At 32.3% G+C, this 25,178-nt stretch carries 15 protein-coding genes and 1 pseudogene; all 16 read right to left on the bottom strand.

The window, feature by feature from the left end; all coding sequences use genetic code 11:
* Positions 1-160 precede the first annotated feature (160 nt).
* The 16 genes and pseudogenes from HMPREF1639_RS00965 to HMPREF1639_RS00890 all read right to left on the bottom strand — a co-directional run bounded on the left by HMPREF1639_RS00965 (position 161) and on the right by HMPREF1639_RS00890 (position 25,178).
* Positions 161-5,278 (bottom strand): cell wall-binding repeat-containing protein, encoded by a 5,118-nt coding sequence (locus HMPREF1639_RS00965; RefSeq protein WP_036762298.1) that lies wholly within the window; start codon positions 5,276-5,278, stop codon positions 161-163.
* A 104-nt stretch (positions 5,279-5,382) separates the two neighbouring features.
* Positions 5,383-6,045, bottom strand: a complete 663-nt coding sequence (locus HMPREF1639_RS00960) for a hypothetical protein (protein WP_156955920.1) — start codon at positions 6,043-6,045, stop codon at positions 5,383-5,385.
* Positions 6,046-6,099: 54 nt separating this feature from the next.
* A complete protein-coding gene (locus HMPREF1639_RS00955; protein WP_036762294.1) occupies positions 6,100-8,841 on the bottom strand; it encodes a hypothetical protein in 2,742 nt (913 codons plus the stop codon).
* A 215-nt stretch (positions 8,842-9,056) separates the two neighbouring features.
* The gene (gene lysS, locus HMPREF1639_RS00950; protein ID WP_036762291.1) at positions 9,057-10,970 is read right to left on the bottom strand and encodes a lysine--tRNA ligase; all 1,914 of its coding nucleotides are present in this window, start codon (positions 10,968-10,970) and stop codon (positions 9,057-9,059) included.
* A gap of 31 nt (positions 10,971-11,001) precedes the next feature.
* Positions 11,002-11,487, bottom strand: coding sequence for a transcription elongation factor GreA (gene greA, locus HMPREF1639_RS00945; RefSeq protein ID WP_036762289.1), 486 nt, complete (start codon positions 11,485-11,487; stop codon positions 11,002-11,004).
* Between the two features lie 291 nt (positions 11,488-11,778).
* Positions 11,779-13,794: an ABC transporter permease gene (locus HMPREF1639_RS00940; protein ID WP_036762286.1), complete on the bottom strand. Its 2,016-nt coding sequence runs from the start codon at positions 13,792-13,794 to the stop codon at positions 11,779-11,781.
* Positions 13,784-14,404: pseudogene (locus HMPREF1639_RS00935) on the bottom strand (ABC transporter ATP-binding protein); the annotation flags it as partial. The gene HMPREF1639_RS00940 and the pseudogene HMPREF1639_RS00935, both read right to left, overlap by 11 nt.
* 81 nt (positions 14,405-14,485) lie before the next feature.
* Positions 14,486-15,289, bottom strand: a complete 804-nt coding sequence (locus tag HMPREF1639_RS00930; protein ID WP_036762283.1) for a KilA-N domain-containing protein — start codon at positions 15,287-15,289, stop codon at positions 14,486-14,488.
* Between the two features lie 185 nt (positions 15,290-15,474).
* On the bottom strand, positions 15,475-16,995 hold the full coding sequence (locus HMPREF1639_RS00925) for a recombinase family protein (protein WP_036762281.1): 1,521 nt from the start codon (positions 16,993-16,995) through the stop codon (positions 15,475-15,477).
* Complete coding sequence (locus HMPREF1639_RS00920; RefSeq protein WP_036762280.1) at positions 16,988-18,730, bottom strand: recombinase family protein; 1,743 nt, start codon at positions 18,728-18,730, stop codon at positions 16,988-16,990. The genes HMPREF1639_RS00925 and HMPREF1639_RS00920 overlap by 8 nt, the downstream gene beginning before the upstream one ends.
* Positions 18,723-20,441, bottom strand: a complete 1,719-nt coding sequence (locus tag HMPREF1639_RS00915) for a recombinase family protein (RefSeq protein ID WP_036762279.1) — start codon at positions 20,439-20,441, stop codon at positions 18,723-18,725. The genes HMPREF1639_RS00920 and HMPREF1639_RS00915 overlap by 8 nt, the downstream gene beginning before the upstream one ends.
* 98 nt (positions 20,442-20,539) lie before the next feature.
* Positions 20,540-20,707, bottom strand: coding sequence for a hypothetical protein (locus tag HMPREF1639_RS00910; protein WP_000332792.1), 168 nt, complete (start codon positions 20,705-20,707; stop codon positions 20,540-20,542).
* 415 nt (positions 20,708-21,122) lie between these two features.
* A complete protein-coding gene (locus HMPREF1639_RS00905; protein WP_005956601.1) occupies positions 21,123-21,533 on the bottom strand; it encodes an RNA polymerase sigma factor in 411 nt (136 codons plus the stop codon).
* A 239-nt stretch (positions 21,534-21,772) separates the two neighbouring features.
* Positions 21,773-23,137: an MATE family efflux transporter gene (locus tag HMPREF1639_RS00900; RefSeq protein WP_036762278.1), complete on the bottom strand. Its 1,365-nt coding sequence runs from the start codon at positions 23,135-23,137 to the stop codon at positions 21,773-21,775.
* Positions 23,138-23,178: 41 nt separating this feature from the next.
* Positions 23,179-23,433 (bottom strand): AAA family ATPase, encoded by a 255-nt coding sequence (locus HMPREF1639_RS00895; protein ID WP_052045363.1) that lies wholly within the window; start codon positions 23,431-23,433, stop codon positions 23,179-23,181.
* A gap of 2 nt (positions 23,434-23,435) precedes the next feature.
* Entirely contained in the window at positions 23,436-25,178 is a 1,743-nt protein-coding gene (locus HMPREF1639_RS00890; RefSeq protein WP_036762276.1) for an ABC transporter ATP-binding protein, read from the bottom strand.

Genomic DNA, 25,178 nt, shown 5'->3' with positions numbered 1-25,178 from the left:
TGATTTAAATTATACATGAGATTTGATGTGTGTTCCTATTTTTTTGCAAAAAATTCAGCGTTGGGAGAGAATTTTTTCTCTCACCAACGCTAAATATTATACAACCAAAAAAAGACCCAGGTCAGTACATATAGCACCACCTGGGTCTCTTCCATTCAATTTAGTTTATTAATTTGTTATACACGCTATTATTAATAGTATTTTTACCACCAACTACTATAATACTATCCTCATCTAAATTTTTAAGTCTAGACTTCACACTTGATGGTATACTATTTTTATTTATAAGAATAATAGGTGCTTTTGCAATGTTAGTTATTGCGCCTGCAGAAAGAGCATCTATTGAGTTATATCCATTTGCTAGTATTGCCTTTTCTAAATCCGGATAAACTTCATCAGCTATCTTTATAGCAGTTTCAAATCTATCTTTTCCTGCAATCCTCCTAGTTTTTACGTCTAACTGTTTTGTCATCCTAGCCTTCATAGATGAATTTCCACCAACGATTATCACTTCATTTATATCATTATCTTTTACAAACTTCTTAACAGATTTTGAAACATTGTTTCCATCTGTCATGACAACCGGTAGTGATTCACTTGTAGCCAAAGATGAAACAGTAAGAGCATCTGCATTCTTACGTCCATTTATAAGCACTAACTTGTTAGAACCACTATTATTTACCACTTTTTTCGCCAATTCTATAGAAGTAGCATATCTATCACTTCCAGAAACTCTACTTACAGCCAATCCCTTCTCCTTTAGCTTTTTCTCAACAGAAGAAGAAACAGAAGCCTTTCCTCCTACTATAACAACCTCACTGGCATTTAATCTTTCAATTTCTGATAATGTTTTATTAGGTAGGTCTTTGATCTTAGTTAGTAGGATTGGTGACTTTGACAAATCAGCATAGGAAGCGGCTACTAATGCATCTGCATCATTCATTCCACTAGCCAAAACTACTTTATCAGCCTTTTTAAAGTACGCTTTAGATATTTCAACAGATGTTTCATATCTATCATCACCAGATAATCTACCCTTCACTTCTACTTTTTCATCTTTTTCATCTTTATCATCCTTGCTTCCAATAAAGTTTGATTTATCAGTCTTTCTTGCCTTGCTCCAATCGAATCTTAGTATTGCAGACTGTGCACCAGCTCCCTGCTTGATTTCATCATATGAATGAATGTCACCCCGCTTACCACTTTTACCAACTGATGAAAGTGAATCCATAGCATCTACATTTACTCTTACATATATTTCGTCTTCTTTTTCACCCCTAGAAAATTCAAATATTTCTGGGAACTTTTTCCTTAAACCTTTAATCAAAGACTCATCTTCAATGTGCTTTAATACCTTCATTTCAGTTTTTTTACCATTTGAGTCTGGCGTCATATTTGACCCCTTTTTCACTTTTTCATCAAATACAAACAACTTTGTCACATGACCGTGTAAATTCATAAAATCTAAGCCTTTGAATTTGATTTGATATGTTGGCTTGCCTTTTTCAACCTTTACAATAGCAGTCTTTATTATGGCATTATCACCCATAGATGGTGTATTGTCAGCATATTCTGTTTTACCTACATGCATTAATCTTACCGGCACTTCATAATAAGCTAAATCCTTGTCAGCTTCCTCAACCTTGTCTATAGAAACTGAAACTTCGTCTGATTTTGAAGGATCCTTCTTTGATGTAGCCTTTACCTTTAGCTTAGTAGAGCTTTCTTTTGCTGCTATACTTAGATTTCCGTTTTTGTCGATATTTGTTGCTGTAAGTTCATTTCCAGATATACTCCAGTCTACAGCCTTGTCTTCATCAGACAAACTTTCACCCTCCACCTTGGCAGTTAGCTTATATGTTTTTCCTGCTTTTGCTTTAATGTTTTCTTGTTCAATCTTAACTGATTTTACTTTGGCAGGATTTTGAGGGTCTGGTGTTGGTGGGTTTGGTGCTGGTGGGTTTGGTGATTTTACATCTGATGTGATTATTACATCACCTAACCTTGAAAGACCGAATATAAGAGTATTTCCAACTATTCTAGCCCCCTGAATATTTTCTAACTTGTTTCCATTTACAAAATATGGCTTAGGATTCTTTAAGTCCTTGCAATCTACTTGATAAGTAAATATAGGTTCACTTCCTATACTTGTATCCTTTGGTATAGAAGTATGGATTAGTTTTGAAATTTCCTTACCCTTTAATTCAGCAAGATTCTTAATCTTTTCACTTACCTCTTTTAGTTTTTCATTATCCTTAGAAGTAGATATGCCTACATTTAACTTGGCATTGTCGCCTACATTGGCTAGGCTTACAGAAGTCTTCTTGTCCTTTGATACTATCTTCATATGCTTAGGTTGGTTGAACTCTACAAACTTCTTTTTTAAACTATCTATAGTTAAATCTTGTTTTCTATTAGTATTAAATTTTAAATCAGCAATCTGTTCTCCTTTTCCTTCACCTTTGCCCATATCCATAGCATCTACATTTACTCTTAGGTATATTGTATTTTCCCCCTCCTTAAAATCTGTATTTCCCAGATTAAATACATAAGGGAATAACATTTCACTTCCACTGCCTAAAGATTTACCTCTGTTGTAAGAAAGCATATCGCAAAGGATGTCATTTGCATGTCCTGTCTCGATCTTATTATCCTTAAATGAAAATAATTTTGTGAGTCTTCCTTCTACTCCTCCAGCCACTGTCCTCTTATCAAAGACTAGATATGCCTTTTTGACACCACCCTTTTCTGTGACAATCATCTTCTTATCATTAATAAGAGCATCTTCTGCCATAGAATGATACTTATTATTTGAATGATTAATTAGCTCTACTGGAATTTCATATGCAGAGTCTATATCTTCATAGATAGGTTTTGCAGCTATATTGTTATTATTCTCATCATATTTTGTCAAATCTCCACTTGGTGTCGGTGTCACAGTAGATTTCTTGATGACAAGGTCTGCTTGATCTGATTTTGAAGAATCCTTTTCTGATGTAGCCTTTACCTTTATTTTTTCTGCATCTTCACTCTTTGATACTTTAAGGTTTCCATCTTTGTCTATAGTAGTATCCTTATCATAACTTCCTACTAAATTCCAGTCTACCTTTTTATCTTCTGCCTTTAGGTTCTTTCCTGCTACATCTGCTTCAAGCCTGTAGCTTTTTCCTTTTTCTATTTGAATGTCTTTATCCTTGATTGTTACTGAATCTACACTTGCCTCTTCCTCTTGTGGTTCTTCACTATTTGGTTCTGTTGTAGATTTTGACATATCAGCGTCAATAGGAGTATATGGCATTTCATCTGGATAATTATTTACTTCATCCATTCCAAAATTCAAAAAATCGATATCACTATCAGTAATAGTACTTCCATCTTTTTTTACTAGATTTTCCTTTATTTCATTTCTAACTGCTTCAATAGCTTTTTCTGTTTCTGCATAACTAATCACAGGAAAAACTTTATTGATATTTGAACGATTCTCGGACTCAAGATTAAATACTTTAATTATACTATCATCAGTAAATATTTTGGTTTTTTCTTGGAAAAATTTCGATCTCATATCTCTTATGTGACCATTTTCATCCTTATTCATATAAAAGGCTTTAAATATATTTTTTCTAAAATTATCTAATTTACTATAATTCTTGTAATTAAAACCCTCATAGTTTTTCATGTCAGATATGTAAAAAAGGCATACTGGCACATAGCCATATTCCATCGCTTCAACACAAACAGACTGTTCAATAACCCATCTCTTATTCTCCTCTTCATAAGGTGTTTCTTCCTCATTTAAAGGAAATGTAGGTATCTCTATCTCTGCTTCATCGTATACATACCCTTCGTATGCATGCTTACAAAAAGTACCCTCCTTTTCGCATAACTTTTTAGTTTCAGCATCAGTTGAATACATTTTTTTTGCTAAATTATTTGTTAACAAGGGGTTAATCTGGTAAAAGTCCTGTCCGCCCATATACGATATTCTACCATTTAACCCATCCGTAGCAAAAAATGTCCTATTCATTTTTATCTTCAAAAAATACTTGTCGGCTCTTTTTATTATTTGTCCACATCTTTCTACACAAGCACCTTGTCCTTTAAGACCATCTGCCATGGATGCTTCAAGGCTTTGTTCAAATTCTTTCATATCAGATATAGGTTTGTTAGGAACCATATTTTCTTCTATATAATCAGAGTTTGCACTCTCTTTTACTACTCTCACTAGTACATCTTTTATTTTTTTAGGCTTGTTAAATTCTTTTTCTGTTGCCTTCCAAGAACTATCTAATTTAACATTGCAGATAAGTTTTAATTTATTATTTTCTTTTACAAATCCATTTAATTTAATTTGTCCATCTTTAATGTATGATATCCTTTTTTGTTTGTAGTAAGATATAGCTTCTTCAGCTTTCTTTTCCCAATCAGTCTTATCCTCTTTATACTCTTTATAAGCTAACTCAAAGGCTTCTTTATCATCTTTAATTTTTATATAATGCGCTATTTTATTCCTTAGTTCCTTATACTTTAATTGTTTGACGATATAAGGTTTGTACTGTTTAATTTTTTCATCAAATTTTTCTGATGTCATATCTCCATCATAACTAAGAACACCCTTATAAGATGACTTTACGCTTTTTGTGTCAACAAGTTCAAACTCAAACTTTAAATCGCTTATGTCATTTATAGACTTGTCAATTATATATGTAGCTTGATCAAGTCGTTCCAATCTATCTCCAAGAAAATAATCCTTAACCATAGTTTTATTACTAGGCTCAATTTTTTGTTTACCCATGATCAAACGTGCATTAGACAAGGCTATTTTTTGAGCATTACCAGGATTATCATAATGATTATCATAAAGAGAAGTCACATTAAATCTAAGGCTAACTTCCGTTTTACTGTTAGATATTTTTTTAAACTTTATATATTTTGTAATTAATACTTTAGCCTGACCTATTTCGCAATTTCTTATATAAAAGCTGTAGGCCTCGTCTAATTTTTTTTCATTTTCTTTACTATAATTACTAGAACTTCTACCTCTTAAATAGCTTACTACATCTTCTTGATACACGCCATTAAGTACTTCGTCCATTTTTTTTGTATTCTCATTATCTAAATATGCTAAAAAACGACCATCTACTATCTCTTCAACATCCTCTATCTGCTTAAATATTGCATTATCATCATCAGATTCTTGTGCATTTACCAGAGGTAGAAGATTGAAAATCATAGAAAAAGCCAACAACAAAGATAATAATTTGCTCTTTTTTTCTTTCATAATATTATATGGTGATAGGGCTGACGCAAAAACTCACCTTTATGCTCTCTTCCTCTATTGGTCAGCCTATCACTTTTCTCCTTATCTATTTTTATCTATTTTTATTACTCAACTATCAGTACGTTTGCCTTCTTGACATCCTTGCCTGCATTTTCTTGCATTGCAGGTACTTCAAAGCCTAAATACGCTCTCTTATATGTCTTGCCATATTTAGTTATTTCTCTTACTGGTATTTCAATTGTTCTTACTTTCATCTCTGTACCAGAACCACTGCCTACATATCTATACATCTGATCAGCTGGAACATACTGAGAAATTTCATCTTCATTTACTATCTTATACTGTGATAGAATACTAGTTTCCTCTACATTGCAATTATATTCTGTATCATCATTAGTAACAGTTATCCAATTGAATGTTGGTGAATAAACTATTTTATCTATATATGATGGTCTTTTGAACATTCCTGATGAAAATGGGGTAAATATAGCTTGCTTGAATGTTACTCTTACTTTTTCTTCTCCATTTACTGTTACAAGTCTAGCATTATGTTCAACAAGCTCATTAGCCATTGATTCTGCTTTTGGTTTCTTAATCCTCTTTTCTGATTTCCACAAGCTTACTGTTACTGGAGTTCCTTCATTTGGGTTATAAGTACTAGTATTTACTACTTCAGCATTAAGATCTTCAATTATTTCCGCTTCTGAATTCACATTAAATGCTGATAAAGATACTGCTGTTATTGCTACTGCCAAGGTTATTTTCATTATATTTTTTATTTTCATATTATATCCCTCCTATCATTTCTTCATAGTTATTGCTTAATTAAATACATAATACGCTACTGGCTCATGTGGATTCATTGCTGGCACTGAGAACATGGCATATACTCCTTCTTGATTTGGATCTTGTATAGGTATTTCAAATGTTTTTATCATTTTTCCCTGTGCGATACCAGTTGATATATTATATACCTCAAGTATTCTAACCGGTATCTCTGGATCGTCAGATGTTACATCATTATTTGGAAAACTCCACACATACTTTACATAAGCAGGTAAACCATTTATTTCAACATTCTTTTTGAATCCTAGTTTTGCATAGTAGTTTCCATTTCTTTTTACTATCTGTCCTTTATTTTCTATAGCAGGAGAAGCCATTGAGTTCGAACCATGATCTTCTTCTTTTACCAATCGAACATTTACCTCTTTTATTACTTCTTCATTCTCTTCTGGAAGTATTGGTTCTACCTTCCAATCTTGTCCCGGCTGCGGCTGAGGATCTGAGCCACCATTGTCATATGGTTGACCACCATCTACCTCTTGAGCATTCGCATAGTCAAGCCTCAATCTCAAAAACGGTCTGCTAGATCCCATGGCATCGTTTTCCACCTGTACTAGTATGTATTCTTCATTTGTACTGTCTCTGTCTATGCTGATTACCTTAGGGAATATGGCTTTTACACCATCATAGCCTACTGCCTGCATTGTTTCATCAATATTTGCTTCTTTTGCTTCTGCATTTGATGACATATTAGGATATACAAACAACTTTTCGAGATGAGCAAACTTGTCTCCAACTTTCATTTCTTTTAGTCCAATCGTTATCCTAGACTTTCCATCAGTATTTTTGACTATTGCCATATTTTGGAATACACCGGCAGCCATTGAAGGCTTATTATCCTTTTCCTTTAAGGCCTGTAGCGGTACCTTGTAGTACTTGCCTGCCGGAACTAGATTTTTAAGGGCTGTGTTTAGGGCTTCTATTTCTTCTACTATCTGACTAGGATCGTTTGAAGTCTTTACTATCTCCTTAGCCCTAGCAAGTTCAGCCTTTAAGGCTTCTACAGAAGTCTTGCTCTTTGATTGATATAGTTCTTCCTTGTCTGCATTCTCTATGACTATATTCAACCTATCCTTTAATTCTGCTACCGTAAGTTGAGGAGCTTCATTAAAGGCCCTTATTGAATTTTCTAACTCAAGATTTGCTCTTTCCAGTTTGAAGACATAATCATCATACTTCTTGTTTATCTTTTCAATCTTATTGTCTACTGATAAGATACCGTTTCTTAATTTTGTAGCATAACTTATATCCTTTAGTCCGGCATCCCCATCTAGTATATCTTGTGCCTGTGCCTTTAAATTATTAGCATCTCTTAGCGCAATTTGCTTTGCCTTACTTCTTCCATTTGGAACTATTATATACTTTGCATCCGATAGATTTGTATCTATCTTTACTAAACCGGCACTTGTCAACATTGCTGGCAATAATTTTGCCTTTGAGTTTTGTATCGTATATACAGCTATATCGTTTGCATCACTGTAGCCATCAACAGCCAACTGCTGAATATACTCTGGGAAACTTTGTCTGCTCAAAGGTTTATAGCTCTGATTACCTTCTCTTAGCTGAACATCAAATGCCTTATAGTTTGATATGCCTATATCATACATGGCATTCGAGCAGGCATTGTCATTGCCATTACTTATATTTATTGCACTGTCATATGGTATTGCGCTATTTGAGTCTGTAAGCGAAAAATTCCATGTTTGACTACTAAACCAACCCCCTTCAGAATATGAATTTTCTACCTTGTATACACCTCTTTTACCATAAGGTATTGTATATGCCTTTGTAGATAGCATAGCTTTATTATTTTCATCAAAGTATTTTACCTTCAATGTCAGCTGTCCACCATTCTTTCCCACATACTTTTTGACATCTTCCGGTTTGATATTTACGTTTTCATAGATAGTAGGTAAACCATATCCCCTAAAAGACAGGTGTTCTGCCTCCATAGAATTTGAATTTGGCTCACTACCATCTAGGGTAAACCTCAGTTTCTCTCCCTTACTTACACCAAAATTAGGCTTTCTAAATCTTAAATTTATTCCCTTTGTTTCACTCTGCATAAATTTACCTAACTCTCTTGAGTCGTAAGGACTAAGTTTTCTTCCGTTTATATTCATTACATATGGAAGATTTGACTCTTCAGCATTCATAGGAAAAATTTTTGTCTGTGCTGTAAATAATATGTCTGGGTTTTCTAGTGTATCTTCTGAATTGATTGTATCCTTAATTGATATTATGCAACCTTTGACATTACCTTCAATCTCACTCCATAAGTATACTTTGGAAGTCATAGAAGCTAATTTTAGATTTATCTTCCTCAATTCATAGTTGATACCACCAGCATTTCCACTCTCGACTACTGTTGATTGAAGATTTTCAGGATTTTTATATTCAGCTGTTCTTGTCACCTTTATATTGTCAATCCCTGATTCTTCCAATTGACCTGTCGATCTGTAATAATTATATTTTGAAAAATAGTAGATTTCTAAATTCATGCCATCTGCTGTCTTGTACAGCTTGGCCTGTGGTTCAATCATTCTTTTTAAGGAATATCCTGACGTACCAATTTCAGAAACCACCAAATTAGCAACATCGTTTGACATATTGATAGCCTTTGTTGGTGGGATTATCCAAAGTCCTGCCAACATTACAAGTGCTAGTGTCAAACAAGCTACTTTTTTCAAAACTCTTGTACTAGCTTTACGAAAAACCATTTTTGCATCACCTCTTTCAACTAAAAAATAGACTGGCTTTATGTAACGATAGCTAATTTCAGTTTCATTATATCATAAATTTCTATAAATTTCTATAAATTTCTATAAATTGCTTTAACTTTTTTTATTTTTTTAACTTTATTCACAAAAAGAATTCAAATCAAAAAAAACAATGTAGTATAATCACTACATTGCTTTTATATTTGTCATTTATCCTAATATAATTTTGCTCCTGCTGGAATCTTATCATCTACCATTAGAAGGTTTAGAAGCTCCTCGCCATCATAGTCGCATACTGCTGATATCAGCATACCACAAGATTCAAGGCCCATCATCTTTCTTGGTGGTAGGTTAGTGATTGCAACTAGAGTTTTGCCTACTAGCTCTTCGGCTGAATAGTGCATCTTGATTCCAGATAGGATTACCCTATCCTGGCCAGATCCATCATTTAGGGTAAACTTTAATAGCTTGTTAGACTTAGGTACTTCTTCACACTTTAGAACCTTAACTACCCTAAGGTCTGACTTAGAGAAAGTCTCAAAGTCTACGTCTTCCTCAAATAGAGGCTCTACCTTTACCTTAGATAGGTCTATCTTAACTTCCTTCTTTTCAGTTTCTCCATCAGCTTCTGATGAACCATCTCTTAGAGGCTTCATTGTTGGGAATAACAATACGTCCCTAATTGTTGTAGAGTTTGTAAGTAGCATGATTACCCTGTCTATACCTATTCCTAGACCACCTGTTGGAGGTAGACCTACCTCTAGGGCATTTAGGAAGTCTTCATCCATTTCACAAGCCTCATCATCACCTAGTTCTCTCTTTCTCACCTGATCTTCAAACCTACCCCTCTGGTCAATTGGGTCATTCAATTCTGAGAAGGCATTGGCAAGCTCCCACCTATTTGCAAAGGCTTCAAACCTGTCTGTCTTTCTTGGGTCTTCTACATTTCTCTTTGCAAGTGGAGATACCTCAACTGGATGGTGAGTTATAAATGTTGGCTGGATTAACTGGTCTTCACCAAATTCTTCAAAGAAGGCATTGATTACCTCACCCCTTCTCATGCCTGGAGTGATTTCTATACCCTTTTCTCTAGCTATAGCTAGGGCCTCTTCATCTGTGTTTATTTCAGAGAAGTCCACACCTGAATATTCCTTTACACACTCTTCCATAGTCATTCTCTTCCATGGTGGTGTGAAGTCTATTTCAGTTCCCTGATAGTCTATCTTCATACTGCCTGTAGCTACCTCAGCCATATGAGAGATTACATTTTCAGTGATTTCCATCATATCCTTGTAGTCTGCATAGGCCTGGTACAACTCTATAGCAGTATATTCTGGGTTGTGCTTCATGTCCATACCTTCGTTTCTGAACATCCTACCCATTTCGTATACCTTGTCAAATCCACCAACGATTAGTCTCTTTAGGTACAATTCGTTGGCAATCCTTAGGTACATTGGTATATCTAGTGTATTGTGGTGAGTGATAAATGGTCTAGCATTTGCACCACCAGCAATTGTGTTTAGTATTGGAGTCTCCACTTCTAGGAAACCTCTGTCGTCAAGATAGCTTCTTAGGGCCTTTAGGGCCTTTGTCCTAGTAAGGAAGGCATCCTTTACTTCCGGATTTACTATCAAGTCTACATATCTCTGTCTGTATCTTAGGTCAACGTCCTTTAGACCGTGGTACTTTTCAGGTAGTACCTGTAGTGATTTAGATAGTAGAACTAGCTTTTCTACGTGTACTGATACTTCTTCTGTCTTTGTCTTGAATACAAAACCTTCTATACCTACTATATCACCTAGGTCATATGACTTGAACAACTTGTATTCATCAGTACCTATATCATCTCTCTTTACATAGGCCTGAATCCTACCGTTCTGGTCCTGTAGGTGCATAAATGACGCCTTGCCCATTATTCTCTTTGACATGATACGTCCAGCTAGGCTGACCTTCTGACCTTCTAACTGGTCATAGTTGGCTATTACCTCATCTGAATGGTGAGTCACATCATATTTACTAATCTTGAACGGGTCCCTGCCCATTTCCTGAAGGTCCCTTAACTTGTCTCTTCTAACCTGCAGAACTTCGCTTAAATTTTCTATCTGACTTTCTGGCTTATTGTTTTCCATTACGTCCTCCTATTAATTTATTTTTCTTATATTATCTCTTTATATCTAAAACCTTAAGCTTGATTATTCCATCTGGAACAGTTACTTCAACTACTTCTCCCTTGCCTCTACCTAATAGAGCCCTTCCAACTGGAGATTCATTAGATATCTTGCCGTTGTATGGGTCGGCCTCTGCACTACCAACTATAGTGTACTCAACCTCTTCATCAAAGTCTTCATCATATATCTTAACTATAGATCCTATAGTTATAATGTCTAGGTTTACATTGTTTTCATCTATTATCACAGCTACCCTTGTCATATTTTCTAGCTTGATAATTCTTTCTTCTAGGGCAGCCTGCTCCTTCTTGGCTTCATCGTATTCAGCATTTTCTGAAAGGTCACCAAAAGATATGGCAACTTTTAGTCTCTCTGCAACTTCCTTTCTTCTTGTAGTTTTTAATAGCTCTAATTCGCTTTCTAGTTTGTCATAACCTTCTTGCGTAAGTATGATTTCTTTGCTGTTATTTTCTTCCATTTTGACCTCCATATAGATATTTATCTTATTAAATTTATTACTTCCATTTTTATCTTAACAAAATAAATTGTGTCAATATTTGACACAATTTATCATATATCCGCTATATTATAGTCTAAAATGGCCAAAAAGTCAAGGTTTTCTAGGGCTTTCAGTGTATAATCTTACTTGTAAAAATAAATTCTACCCTGATATGGAATTTACTATTTGCTTGCCGATTCTTATTGACAAAAGAAAAGAGACCCCCTTCTCATGGTAGGTCTCATCTATTTATCAATTAACTTTAATATATTAATTAACTATCTTGTAGTAAATTGAAGATGTAATCTTAAATAGGACTAGATAGAATACTATAAACGCCAGTATAACTATGGCTATATTTTTTATCAGTATCCATGCTGACCACACACCGAACAGGCCAAGCAAGGAAGACAATATCTTTGTCGCAACCGCCGTATGCACTATTGCTACAAACAGGGGTATAAATAGCATCCATATTATCTGACTGGAAGCAGTCTTCTTGATCATTTCCTCAGGTAGGCCTACCTTCTTCATTATCTGGTACTTGTCCCTATCCTCGTATCCTTCTGTCAGTTGCTTGTAGTAGGTAACCAAGACTGTTCCAACTAGGAACATCACCCCTATCAAAACACCTATAAATAAAAATCCTCCATTAAAGCCGTATATCTCATTTCTTATATCAACCTTTGAGTTTAACTTCATTCCTTTTTTCTCCAACAGATTTTTCATGTCCTTATTATAGTTATCAATTCCCTTGTCTCCAAGATTTTCCTTATCAATATCCCAACATATAGTCATATCTATAGGAGAAGCCTCTCTTTTGCCTTTAGTTTCCATATAATAATACTTGGCCATTCTTATAAGTTCAGAGTGATCTTTTACCACTATATAATAAGCATCAACTGCTATCTCATTTGGGCTTCTTTCTCCTGATTTAATGACCTTATAAGATTTTCCATTTATACTATACTTGTCATAGTTTAAAAGATGTTTATTGTTAGAAGATATTATCACCTGATCATCCTCTAACTTAATTCTATTTCTTGTTACCTTATTGTAGGTATCTATAGTCTCTATCTTTGCGTAAATGGGTATTCCTTTATCCTTATTATAATTTGTTCTCGTCAAAGGTAATAATCTATTATTTATCTTCATCATAGGAACAAAAGAATACTTACTCACATATATATTTTTTATATACTTCTCATCAACAACTGAATGTCTTATCAAATCTTGTAGTTCTCTTTCAGCCTTATTAATCTTTTCTATGCTATCGCTTGGTTGAAAAGAATTTTTGTAGTCTATAGAATAATCTCTATCCAAGTTTTTATCAACAACCCCCTCTATACCAGAGTATATAGACATAGTCGAGCCTATTGTAATTATAAGGGCTGTAGACATAACAGCAATGCTTGCTAGACCTATACCATTGGCCTTCATCCTATAAATCATACCAGATACTGACAAAAAATTTTTAGGTTTGTAGTAAGACCTTCTTAATTTCAACATCTTTAATACTCCTATAGAAATAGTCACAAACAGAATGTATGTAGCCAAAATCACTAAAACAACAGCTATAAAAAAGCTCTTTATACTAGCCAAAGTTCCATCTGTAGTAAGGGCAAGATAGTATCCTACCCCCAATAAGACCAAACCAATTAAAGACAACAATGCTCTTGCTTTAGGCTCTTTTTGACCCTTTCTTTGATTAGCCAATAAGTCCATTGGACTAACTGACCTTAAATTCAAGCAAGATACCATATACACAACTACAAATGTAAAGGCTATAAAAATTAGACACAATATAGCAGCGGACGGTGAAAAAGTATAATGCATCAATTTCACTGTAAGATCTTTCATTATTTTATTTAGATACATAAAGGCCAATTTCCCAAATATATGCCCCCCAATTATGCTCAAGGCACTTATAATCACAAAAATTAGCATTTCTTCTATAAATAAAATCGTCTTCGCATGCCTATTTTCCATACCCAGTATGGAGTAAAGCGCAAATTCCTTAGACCTTCTTTTAACTAAAAATCTATTGGCATACAAAATAAATACAAATGCGAATATGGCAACTATTACAGAACCAAACCCCATAACCATCGGAAGCGAAGAATGTCTTTTGATTACATATTCATTATTCATTAATGCTCTCATTATATACAATATAGCCAGCATCACGCTACTGGACAAGATAAAGGGTACTATCATAACCCTATTAACCCTTAGATTTTTTATAGCCAGGCTAGTCAATACAGATAGTTTAGACTTACCTCTCATCCTGACCACCCCTCTTTCCTAGCATCAGCATAGACTGGTTGATCCTCTCCATAAAAGTATGCTGGTCTTCATCACCTCTATATAACTCATGGTAGACACAACCATCCTTTATAAATAGGATCCTTGATGCATAGGATGCCGCCCTAACCGAATGGGTAACCATCAAAAGAGTCTGTCCATTGGAATTAATTTTTTTAAATAGATTTAATATCATTTCAGAAGATCCTGAATCAAGGGCTCCTGTAGGCTCATCTGCTAGCAATATCCTAGGATTTGTAATGATAGCTCTGGCTATGGCTATCCTCTGCTTCTGTCCACCGGATACTTCATATGGATACTTGTCAAGTAACTGTTCTATACCAAGAGCATCCTTTATTTGATTCAATTTAGTCCTCATCGACCTCTGTTTTTCTCCTGATAATACTAGTGGGAGATATATATTATCCCTATTGTTGAAGGTATCCAAGAGGTTGAAGTCCTGGAATACAAATCCTAGCTCATTTCTTCTAAAGGCAGCCAAGTCCTTTGGCTTCATATTGCTCAAGTTTTTGCCAGCCAAGTAAACATCACCTTCTGTCGGCTTGTCCAGACTGGATATTATATTCAAAAGGGTAGTCTTTCCCTACAATGTCAAGCAATTGTTACATAAAATTAGACGATATTTCTATCGCCTAATTTATATACAAAACTTTTATTTTAACTTTTTTATACGTTCACTTTCTGTTAGAATCCTCATTTGTTCAATAGCAATTGCATTTAATTTTTCTATCCTTTCAGTTGCATCCATTCCCTCATTTATAAAAACAGCATTTAAGTTCTCAAGATTTGATAAACACACTAATTGTGATATATCAGCATAGTCTCTCATATTTCCTTTTAACTCCGGATTACTTTCACGCCATTCTTTTGATGTCATTCCAAACAAAGCTACATTTAATATATCTGCTTCACTTGCATAGATATAGTTTATTCTTTCCTTTGATAATTTCTCAGGGACAAGTTTATTCTTAATTGCATCTGTATGAATTTTGTAATTTATCTTAGCTAAATTCCTCTTGATATCCCAACCTAATTGTTTTTGTTCTTCTTCTTTTAAGCGCTCAAACTCTTTAATAAGATAGAGCTTAAAATAAGGTGATACCCACGATGCAAATTCAAAAGCTATGTCTTTATGTGCATATGTTCCACCATATCTTCCTGCTTTGGCAACAATTCCGATAGAATTCGTCTTATTGACCCATTGTTTAACCGATAAAATAAAACGATTAAAACCTGCTTCATTTTTAATTCCCTCGAATTCGGTGGAATTAAAATTCGCATTATACATTTCTTCCCATATTCCTAAAAATTCAATTGTATTTTTATTCCTTAGCCATTTTTCTATTAGTGCCACACCATTTTCAAGATTTCTAACCATGTCGGTTAAAGAAATATAATCTCTATTATCTATGGCAATAATGCTAATTTCTGATCCTTCCACATTTATTTTAGACACAAAAATCACCTCACAATATCTCATTTTAACTATAATTATATCATTTTTTTGTTCCTAAATATTTACCTTATCAACTCATAGTAAACAGTACTATTTGTTTCCGCAAATTTTCTCGCCATTATTTTTATTTTGGCGTATTAAAATTAAAGTTGGCGAGATTATGAGTTACTTTTAATGCTATTCATCTATTTTTCTACAATTTCTCTTTCTCCACTTCTTGATACAACTATTTTATCAATAGAACTATCTACATAGGCTTTCAATAAATTATTCTTATCTAAGGAATTACCATCAAATTCTTTCTTCAAATCAATCTCCTCTGACTTCAATTCTTTCAACTTACTCTCCAATAATATCTTTTTATTTTGTATAAGAGATTTTTTCTTTAAATAGTCCTCTTTTGAAATATTTTTCTTTTTATAGTTTTCATAGATGATTTGTAAATTGCTGTTTAATATGGATATTTCCTTTAGAATCTCTTCTTTTACATTTTTGTGTTCTATAACTTTCTCTTCATTTAATGTATTTTGAATCTTAAAATCTTTTAATTTTGGTTTTATAAGTTCAATAATATCTTTCTCTTTGATATTGTTTGGTGTTTTCTCAGCTTTACATAAATTACAATAATAACTTTTATACTTGTATATTTTATCTGAATTCTTCTTTTGTCTACTGTCACATCGTAAACTCATATGTCTACCACATTCTTTACAAAAAATCTTATCAGAAAAAATAGAACGATTTTTGTTTCCTGTATATCCCCCAAAACTTCGTTTTTCTTTTATTTTCTTAACCTTATCAAACACTTCTCTGGAAATAATAGCTTCATGGGTATTTGGAAGTATTTTCCACTCCTCTTCAGGAAGTAAAATTCTTTTTCTTCCTCCTATTTTTGTTTCTTTGAATTTATTATATACATAATCTCCTGTATATAGTTCGTTCCTTGTAATCTGTGAGATAGCTGCGTTTGTCCAAACTCTTTTCTTTACCTCACTTCCAGTAATTAAATTTCCAGTATAATCAGAAAGTTTCAGTTCTTCTTTTCGTTCAGAGCGTGTAATGTAACCTTTTTCATTAAATATATTAGCTACTTGAATACACGAATATCCTTTTAGCAATAAATCAAAAGCTTCTTTAACTATAAAAGCTGTTTTTTCATCAATGATGATACTATGTTTATCTTTTGGATCTTTAATATATCCAAAAGGTGCTGCCCAATTTATATTTTTCCCCTGCGATTTAATTTGCCTAATAGAACCTCTTACCTTTTCAGATAATTCCTTACTGAATAAATCATAATACAATGTCTTAAACTGTGTATCTGTATCTAAGCCATTACCTTGTTCTTTTAAAGAATCATAGTTGTCATTAATAGCAATAAATCGTATTTTTAGAAATGGTAATATATTGCTTAAGTAATCCCCAAGCAAAATATAATCTCTTGAAAACCTAGACATATCTTTTACAATTATAGTTCCCACTTTACCACTCTTTATATCCTCAATAAGCCTTAAAAAGGAAGGTCTATTTGTATTAGTAGCAGAATATCCATCATCTACATATTCTTCTATTTCACAACTTTTTAAAGATGTTTCATTTTCAATGTAGCTTTTTATATAATCTCTTTGATTTGCTATACTTTCACTTTCATCCACTTTGTGATAATCTTCTTCAGAAAGTCTTAAATATATAGCTATCTTATTCATGCTCTACCTCCAACTGCTTTCCCACATCTTTATCAAGTTTAAACTTAAAATATATGGTAACCTGCTTATACTCTGATATTTCTATATGACTAATTAATGTATCGACCAATTCTTTATCAACTTCTATGCTTTTAGCATCCAAGCAGCAAAATAGTACATCTATAAATTCTATAATTTCTCTTTTTTTCTTTTTTATATTTCTTATTCTTTCAGCAAAAACTTTTAATTCATTTTTTAAGGTTTTTATTTGATTATTTATTTTTTTACTTTCTATTTTAAAATCACTTAAAAGAACCTCTCCTTTAACATAGTTTTCATATTGTTCTTGTAGATTGATCCTAAGAGAAGCAATCTTTTTATTATTTACATCTGTTTTTAGAGAAACTTGATTTATCTTTTCAGTACTTATATTTTCTAAATATATTTTTAGTCGTAATCTTTTATCCTTTTTATAAAAGCTTGAAACCAGTCTTTTTAAGGTATCTACTAAAATTTTATCTAGGTCTGTTTCGTATATTCTTACATGAGATTTTTCTAAGTTTAATCTATCTCCACCTTTACAATAATAACAATAGCAAATCTCATCATGATATTTCAGTCCTCGTGGTCCATATTGTTTTTTCAAATATCTGCCACAAACACTGCACTGTATGAGGTCGTCATACTTTCCTTCTTTTTTATGATCTCTTTGAATTTTTACTCCAACATTTTCTTTTCCGTCTTTTATTATGTTTTTCAGTGAATGGTAAGGTAGATAGTTTTGTTTTTTCTCCTTTATCTCTCTGATATTTTCAAATGTAGTTTTGTCTATTAAACCTTCGTGGGTGTTCTCTGTTATAATCCACTCTTCTTTATCACGAAACTTACTTTTCCTACTTGGATCATGTCTATTTGAGTATACTCTTTGAATCAAATTCCCAATATATACTTCATCAGAAAGCATTTTTGATATATGAGAAATATCCCATTGTTTTGTATCGTCTTTATCCTTAAAAATTTTACCTGTTCTTTTATATTCATCAGGTGTTGTATATGTTTTAGTCAATTCTCTTGCTATTTGCATATTGGATTTTCTTTGACTTGCCATATAAAAGATAAGTCTTACTACATCTGCTACCTGTTCGTCCATCACCAGAACTCTTTTACCATCAATTTTATCAACCTTATAGCCATACGGAGCCATCGCTCCTATAAAAGACCCTTGTTTCATTTTTATTTCTTTAGAGGCTTTTATTTTCTTTGAAATATCTTTTGCGTATAAATCATTGAAGATATTTTTTATTGCTATTTCATAACTCTGATCTGATTTTATACCGTCTTTAGTATCTAGATTATCATTTACGGAAATAAATCGAACTCCCAAAAATGGAAATACTTTTTCGATATAGTTTGAGATTTCTAAATACTCTCTACCAAACCTTGACATATCTTTTACGATTATACAATTTATCCTACCTGTTCGGATATCTTCCATCATTTCAATAAATGCAGGTCTTTTAAAATTTGTTCCAGAATACTCATAGTCCTTGTACACTCTTAAAATCTTTATATCTTTTTCGTTTGCAGCATTTATACAAAGTTCTTCCTGCATTTCAAGTGAATTACTTTTATCCCTGTAAGCTTCCTTTCTTTCCTGTGATAATCTAGCATAAATACCGGCAATGTATATTTTTTCAATCACTTTTCCAACTTCTGTTTCTGATTGTGATATATGCCTATTTTTTGTTCTAGCCACAGCATACCTCACTTTCAGCACTTACAAGACTTTTATTCATAACAGTGGGGATAGTTTTTGACTTCCTGCTTTTATCGATACTTTTCTTTTTTATAGTGTTAGTTTTAATATCAGGCTTATCCGTTTTTGTCATTTCTTCAAGTAAAGACAATTCTTCAGTATGATTAAATCTAACATCTATCGTCTTATATTCAGAAATAAAAATTTTATCAATAAGCATCACAACAGACAATCTATCTATTTCAGATAAATTTTTATACTTGTTAATGTCGATGATCCAACTCTTATTTTTGTCAATCTTCTCCTTAGTATCTTCCTGTTTTTTTAATCTATACTCGATACTTTCATCTAATTTAGTCAATTTCTCTGTATAGTTTTTCCTAAAAAGTTGATATTCTTCTTTACTAATAACATCTTCTTTAAGGTCAAGGTATAGGGAAGATAAGAGTTCTTCTGTCATTGCTTTTTCTCGTTTTAGTATAGGAATTTGATTGTCTTTCAAATTTTTATTTATATCTATACGTTGAACTTTAGAATATAGATTTTCATTAAATTCAATGTAGGACTTTATTATTTTAGATACTGCTTTTATCAAGGTTTCTTCTTTTATGCTGTGTCTTGTGCAAGATTTTTCCTTGTTGTACTTTGAACAGATATAGAATATCTCTTCTCTTTTTTTATACTTTACAGTCCTTCTAATCAAAGAACTTCCACATTCTTTACAAAAAAGCATTCCTGTAAAAATATCAATTTTGTCCTTTCCACGAGAGTTATTCAAATCTCTTTTTAACATCGTATTTGCAATAGTAAAAACTTCTTTACTTATAATTGCTTCATGGGTATTTTCTACTCTTATCCATTCTTCTTTCTCTTTTTCTATCTGCTTTTTATTTTTGTAACTTAAAGTAACACTCTTTCCTTGTAAGGTATTTCCAATATATACTTCATTTTCTATAATTCTATTTACTGTCTTTGCTGACCAGGTTCCACCTTTTGTGTTTTGAAATCCATTACACTTAAATCCTTGACTTTCTTTATATTTTCTTGGAGTTAAAACTCCTAAATGATTTAGTTCATCTGCAATTGCCTTTGAGGAATATCCCAAGAGTTTCATATCAAATATATTTTTGATAATATCCGATATCTTTTTATCAATCACTAACTTGTTTTTATTCTCCTCAGACTTTTTATATCCATAAGGTGCAAAAGCACTGATAAAATCTCCTTTTTCTCTTTTTATCTTTTGAGAGCTTTTTACCTTATTGGAAATATCTCGGCAATAACTATCATTGATGAAGTTTTTTATAGGAAGTATAAGATGTGTATCGTTTATACCTGCACTTTTACTATCGTAATTGTCATTTACTGATATAAATCTTATACCGTTTTCCGGAAATATTCTTTGAATATATTTTCCAGCTTCTATATAATCTCTTCCGAATCTCGATAAGTCCTTTACAATAATTGTATTGAACTTTCTATCATAGGCAGCCTTTATCATTTCTTTAAAATTGGGACGATCAAAATTTGCACCTGAATATCCATCATCTACATACTCTTTGACTATTGGAATTTGATTTCTTCTTGCATAAGAGTTTATAATTTCTCTTTGATTGGATATAGAGTTACTTTCTGTTTTTTCACCATCTTCTTTTGATAATCTTAAATACATAACTGCCAAATTTTCTTTTGGTAAATTGTTTTTAAACATAAAAAAGCCTCCTTTAATTCGATTTACATACAATAAATCAAACCAAGGTTAGGCTTCCACGAAAATATTATAACGCTCCTTATATTTTTTGTCAGCCCCTAATAGACAGAAAATTTTTCTTTGATGTATTCCTCTACTAAATTTTCTAAGCTAAATCCATTTTCATTAAATTTAACTTCTATGTTCCAACCATCAATTTGATTTATCATCTGTTTATCTTTTTTATCTGTTTTCATTTCTGTATTTATATTATGTTCATCACACATAATATCTTCTCCTTATCTTTAATTTTTTTAAGTTTTTTGACATTAACAGGCGTGTAGGTCACGACATTGGAATTTCACCACCGCCCCTTTTCAAGATGAGCCGGCAACAACTGTAGAAGTATCATTATCCCCATTTGCTTCAATGCATCAGTTTCCTAGGCTGAATATATAATTTCTTTTTGTCGCTCGTTTTCTTTTATCCTTCTTTTAACTAGAGTATTTATTTAAACCGAAATCCTTATCAGCAGAAAAGTTATGGCGAAGAAATTATAAAGCTCCACAAATGGTTAATGTCCTGTCTTGGTCTATTCAGTTGTCAAGGTTCAAAATTCTTTCAATTTCTTTTTTATATAAAAGAGGACAAAATTCCCCTTCACTTTATAAAGGAAAATTTGCCCTCTTTGGTAACCAGAATTTATAGTTCTTCTATAAATTTCTTTAGTTTTTCTAAAATTTTATCTCGTCTTTTAATTAAAGTTGGATGTGAGATATTTTTAGTCTTTGCTACTGCACGAAGTGTTTCATCATTGAAATATAATCTTTCTATGATTTCCCGTTCATCCTTATTTAACTTTGACATTGCATTTCTTAGTGCTTCAATCATCATTTGTGTAGCTACAACTTTTTCAACATCAACATTTTTATCTTCTAGATTATCTTCAAAATTCCCATCGTGATTTAGAGACGAAAAAAATAGCAAGTGGTTTTTCTTGTCCACCTGCTCTAAATATTTTTCGTGTTCTCTTTCTTGCCAGTAGACTTTGTATATCTGCTCACTTACTTTGATTTTTTGCCCACCGACATAAAGGTAATATTCTTTTGTCATTTATATTTCCTCCATTCTTTTTTTGTCTTTATGTTTTCAGACAAAAAAAGGAGGACTCCTGCTCTTGGGCATGGTTAGTCCTCTAGAATGAAAGAAACTCTTTCTAATAGTAATTGTATTTAATTTTTTAACTGAGTTATCTAACTTGTAAACAGCGTAAACCAAAGAAAAAAGGTAAATTTACTTTAATTATATTTTTTTGCATATTTTACCTCCATTCTTTTAAATCAATCCACTCATTATTCATTACTTGAATTTTTCAAACCAATTTTATCCATCCTATTTAGTTCCCCAAACATCATTACTACACCAACTATTATCATAATTAAATCTACAAGGGGTTCAGCAAACCATACTGCTTTAACGCCAAATATCATTGGTAAAACAATCATGGCAGGTACGAACAAAAATAACTGTCTTAGCATTACTATTATGCCAGCTTTTTTAGCGCTTCCTATTGATTGGAAGAATGTTATAGTCATTACCATTACTCCATATAGGATAAAGATAGAATAAAATAATCTAAAGTTCCCTATCCCTTGAGTTATAATACTTTCTTCTACTCCAAATAAGGAAAGTATATTCTTTGAAAATGCTAATGCTGGTATCCAAAATATTGATGCAAGAACTAATCCTCCGATAGAAAATACTTTCATAGCTTCTTTTACTCTGTCGTATTTTTTCGCTCCAAAATTTGTACCAACTACAGGTTGTAAACCTTGACTCATTCCCCAAAGTGGAATGAATGAAAAGGCATATATTCTAAGTGTTGCTGCCATCAAGATAGCATTTGTATCTCCGCCATATTTAAATGACATTTTATATAGCATTGTTTGTTGAATCATAAATAAAATTTGCATCATCATAGCAGATGACCCTACGCCAAACATTTCTTTTTTTATTTCCTGATCAGGTTTGATTTTATTTATTTTTACTGCTTTACTTTTATATTTGAAGTAATGGAGTGTTATTATCGCTTGAACAAATTGTGCTGTAATAGTTGCAAGTGCAGCCCCTTCTATTGCGTATTTTCCCATTAATTTCATTAGAATGGGATCAAGAATTATGTTTAAAAAAGCCCCTAGCCCCATAATGAGCATTGCTTTTTTCATTAATCCTTCTCCACGCATAACCATGTTTGCTGATTGAGTAAAGTTTACAAATAGAGAACCAATGAAAATTACTCGTAAATATCTGATACCATATTCTTTAATTTCTCCACTTGCTCCAACCATATCTAAAAAATGTGGTGCAAGTAAAATTCCGCCTATTGTAATAATTAATGAGAATAGAATAACCCAAAAGATTAAATTTCCCATAATTTTATCAACTGTTTTTTGGTCACCCTTTCCTATAGCTCTTGATAAAACTGATGCTGAACCTACACCTATGAGTGTAGATACTCCACTATTAAAAAAGGTAAGTGGCATAGCTACACCACAAGCTGTCATTGCAGTTTGTCCTATAATATTTCCTGCAAAAATTCCATCCATTAGTGGATAAAGACCTATTACTATCATTCCTATTACAGCAGGGACAGATAATTGAAAAAGTAAATCTATGGGTCTTTTTGTTAATAATTGTTCTTTCATATCTTGTTTCATAAAATTACCTCCTTTTTTCGTCCATATTTTTTAAGCAAATTTTAAGTTTGATTGAAGAATTCCCTAATTTTTTCCATATTCTTTTCATCTTTAATACCATGCCATTTGACTTTTCCATTATCCATAAACATAAAATAATCACAACAACATTCTACTAATTCCGGATCATGTGTGATAATAAAAATAGTTTCTCCGTCCTCTTTAAGCCTCATCATTTCATTAGAAACTTCTTTCATATTCCTAAAATCCAAACCACTTGTAGGCTCGTCAAAAATTAAAATTGATCTATTACTCAAATTTAAATCTTCCACTTTTCAGATTGTTTTCTGATTTCAATAAAATCCTTATATATTCCATGTTTAGATGCAAGTTCACTATGTGTTCCTACTTGTTTTATAACACCGTCTTTTAAAACAACTATCTGATCTGCATTTTTTACAGTAGAAAGCTTGTGTGCAATTACAATAACGGTTTTGCCTTTTAATAAGTTTTTCAAAGCAATCAATAATTCTTTTTCATTTTCTGGATCTACGCTTGAAGTTGCCTCATCAAGAATTATAAATTTACTTGGCTTTAACATAGCTCTCGCAATAGATATTCTCTGGCGTTCACCTCCCGATAGGTTTGAACCCCCTTCTTGCAAAACAGTATCATAAGCTTGTGGCAATTTCATAATAAAATCATGGCACTGAGCTTTTTTGGCAATATCTATCATTTCTTCATCTGTTGCATTTGGATTACCAAACTTAATATTGTTTTTTATGGTATCATCAAAAAGATACACGTCTTGAAAAACAAAGCTAAAATTTGAAAGCAATTCATCATACTTGTACTGTTTAATATTTAGATTTCCAACTTTTACTTCGCCAGAATTTACATCCCAAAACCTCGCCATTAAATTGCAAAGTGTTGTTTTACCACTTCCTGAAAATCCAACAAGAGCAGTTGTTTTTCCATCTGGAACAAGCATACTTAGATTATTGAAAAGATTTTCTTTTCCATAAGAAAATGAAATATTGTTCATTGATATTTCTGCTTTATCTACTTCTGTCATTTCACCTTCTTCAATTACAGGTAAATTTCTTAAATTTATAACAGTATTAAGATTTCGTACAGCAACACCCTTAATACTCTGCATACTTCCTGCTAATTCAAATCCAGAAAAAACAACAAAACTCATAACAATTAATATAATAGCTTTAGTAACTTCAATATCCCCTGATAAATATCTTATTATAGAACTAAAAATTATCACACAAATACCAAGTTTAAATACTAACAAGAATAAAAACTGTGTTGGAACTAAAATTTTTTCTACAGCAAGGAAACCTTTGCGACTTTTTGTAATACTTTCGTTTAGTTCCTTAACTGTATTTTTATCTTTTCCAAATGCTTTAGTTATTCCTATCCCATTTACATACTCAAGCATTTTTTCACTTAAATCCAATTTAAGTCCTAACAATCTCTCTGTTAGTTGATCTGTGCTTTTTTGTGTGAATAAGTTTACTAAGGTTCCAACAATCAAAGTCAACAATATAATTATAGCTGTTGCAAAATCATAAGGTAGTATGAAAATAACCATAATTAGTGTCTGTATTGTACCTACAAGCATTTGCTCAATAATAAAAACTCCTATTGTTTCAAGTTCACCTATAACAGTTGACAATGCTCCTGCTATATTCCCTAAAGAATTTGTGCTGAAATATCCCATGTTTACATTTTTTAAACGATCACCAATATATAATCTATTTTCTGCTCCTAAATTGTACGAAGCAATATATTTGTTTTTATCAGCCAGATATCCAAATATAATTTTCCCCACCAAACTTATAGCTGCAAAAATAAAAACAATATACACATCTCTCATTAAAATGCTTTGGTTCGTAAATATATTTTCACAAATTTTGGTCAAACATAATAGAATTGCACCTAAAGAAACTCCTTCAAATACTCCCTTAAATACATCAAAAATGAGCATTTTTGTTATTTTATTTGAATATGACCCTGACACCTCATATAAAGTTTTTATCAATTCTCTCAC

This window comes from Peptostreptococcus sp. MV1 (genome assembly GCF_000758885.1).
Lineage (GTDB): Bacteria > Bacillota > Clostridia > Peptostreptococcales > Peptostreptococcaceae > Peptostreptococcus.
This window is presented reverse-complemented; position numbering and strand designations above follow the sequence as displayed.

Excerpts from the sequence above, each read along its gene's own strand:
- HMPREF1639_RS00965 (WP_036762298.1), bottom strand. The coding sequence starts at position 5,278 with ATGAAAGAAAAAAAGAGCAAATTATTATCTTTGTTGTTGGCTTTTTCT.
- HMPREF1639_RS00960 (WP_156955920.1), bottom strand. The coding sequence starts at position 6,045 with ATGAAAATAACCTTGGCAGTAGCAATAACAGCAGTATCTTTATCAGCA.
- HMPREF1639_RS00955 (WP_036762294.1), bottom strand. The coding sequence starts at position 8,841 with ATGGTTTTTCGTAAAGCTAGTACAAGAGTTTTGAAAAAAGTAGCTTGT.
- lysS (WP_036762291.1), bottom strand. The coding sequence starts at position 10,970 with ATGGAAAACAATAAGCCAGAAAGTCAGATAGAAAATTTAAGCGAAGTT.
- greA (WP_036762289.1), bottom strand. The coding sequence starts at position 11,487 with ATGGAAGAAAATAACAGCAAAGAAATCATACTTACGCAAGAAGGTTAT.
- HMPREF1639_RS00940 (WP_036762286.1), bottom strand. The coding sequence starts at position 13,794 with ATGAGAGGTAAGTCTAAACTATCTGTATTGACTAGCCTGGCTATAAAA.
- HMPREF1639_RS00925 (WP_036762281.1), bottom strand. The coding sequence starts at position 16,995 with ATGAATAAGATAGCTATATATTTAAGACTTTCTGAAGAAGATTATCAC.
- HMPREF1639_RS00915 (WP_036762279.1), bottom strand. The coding sequence starts at position 20,441 with ATGTTTAAAAACAATTTACCAAAAGAAAATTTGGCAGTTATGTATTTA.
- HMPREF1639_RS00910 (WP_000332792.1), bottom strand. The coding sequence starts at position 20,707 with ATGTGTGATGAACATAATATAAATACAGAAATGAAAACAGATAAAAAA.
- HMPREF1639_RS00905 (WP_005956601.1), bottom strand. The coding sequence starts at position 21,533 with ATGACAAAAGAATATTACCTTTATGTCGGTGGGCAAAAAATCAAAGTA.
- HMPREF1639_RS00900 (WP_036762278.1), bottom strand. The coding sequence starts at position 23,137 with ATGAAACAAGATATGAAAGAACAATTATTAACAAAAAGACCCATAGAT.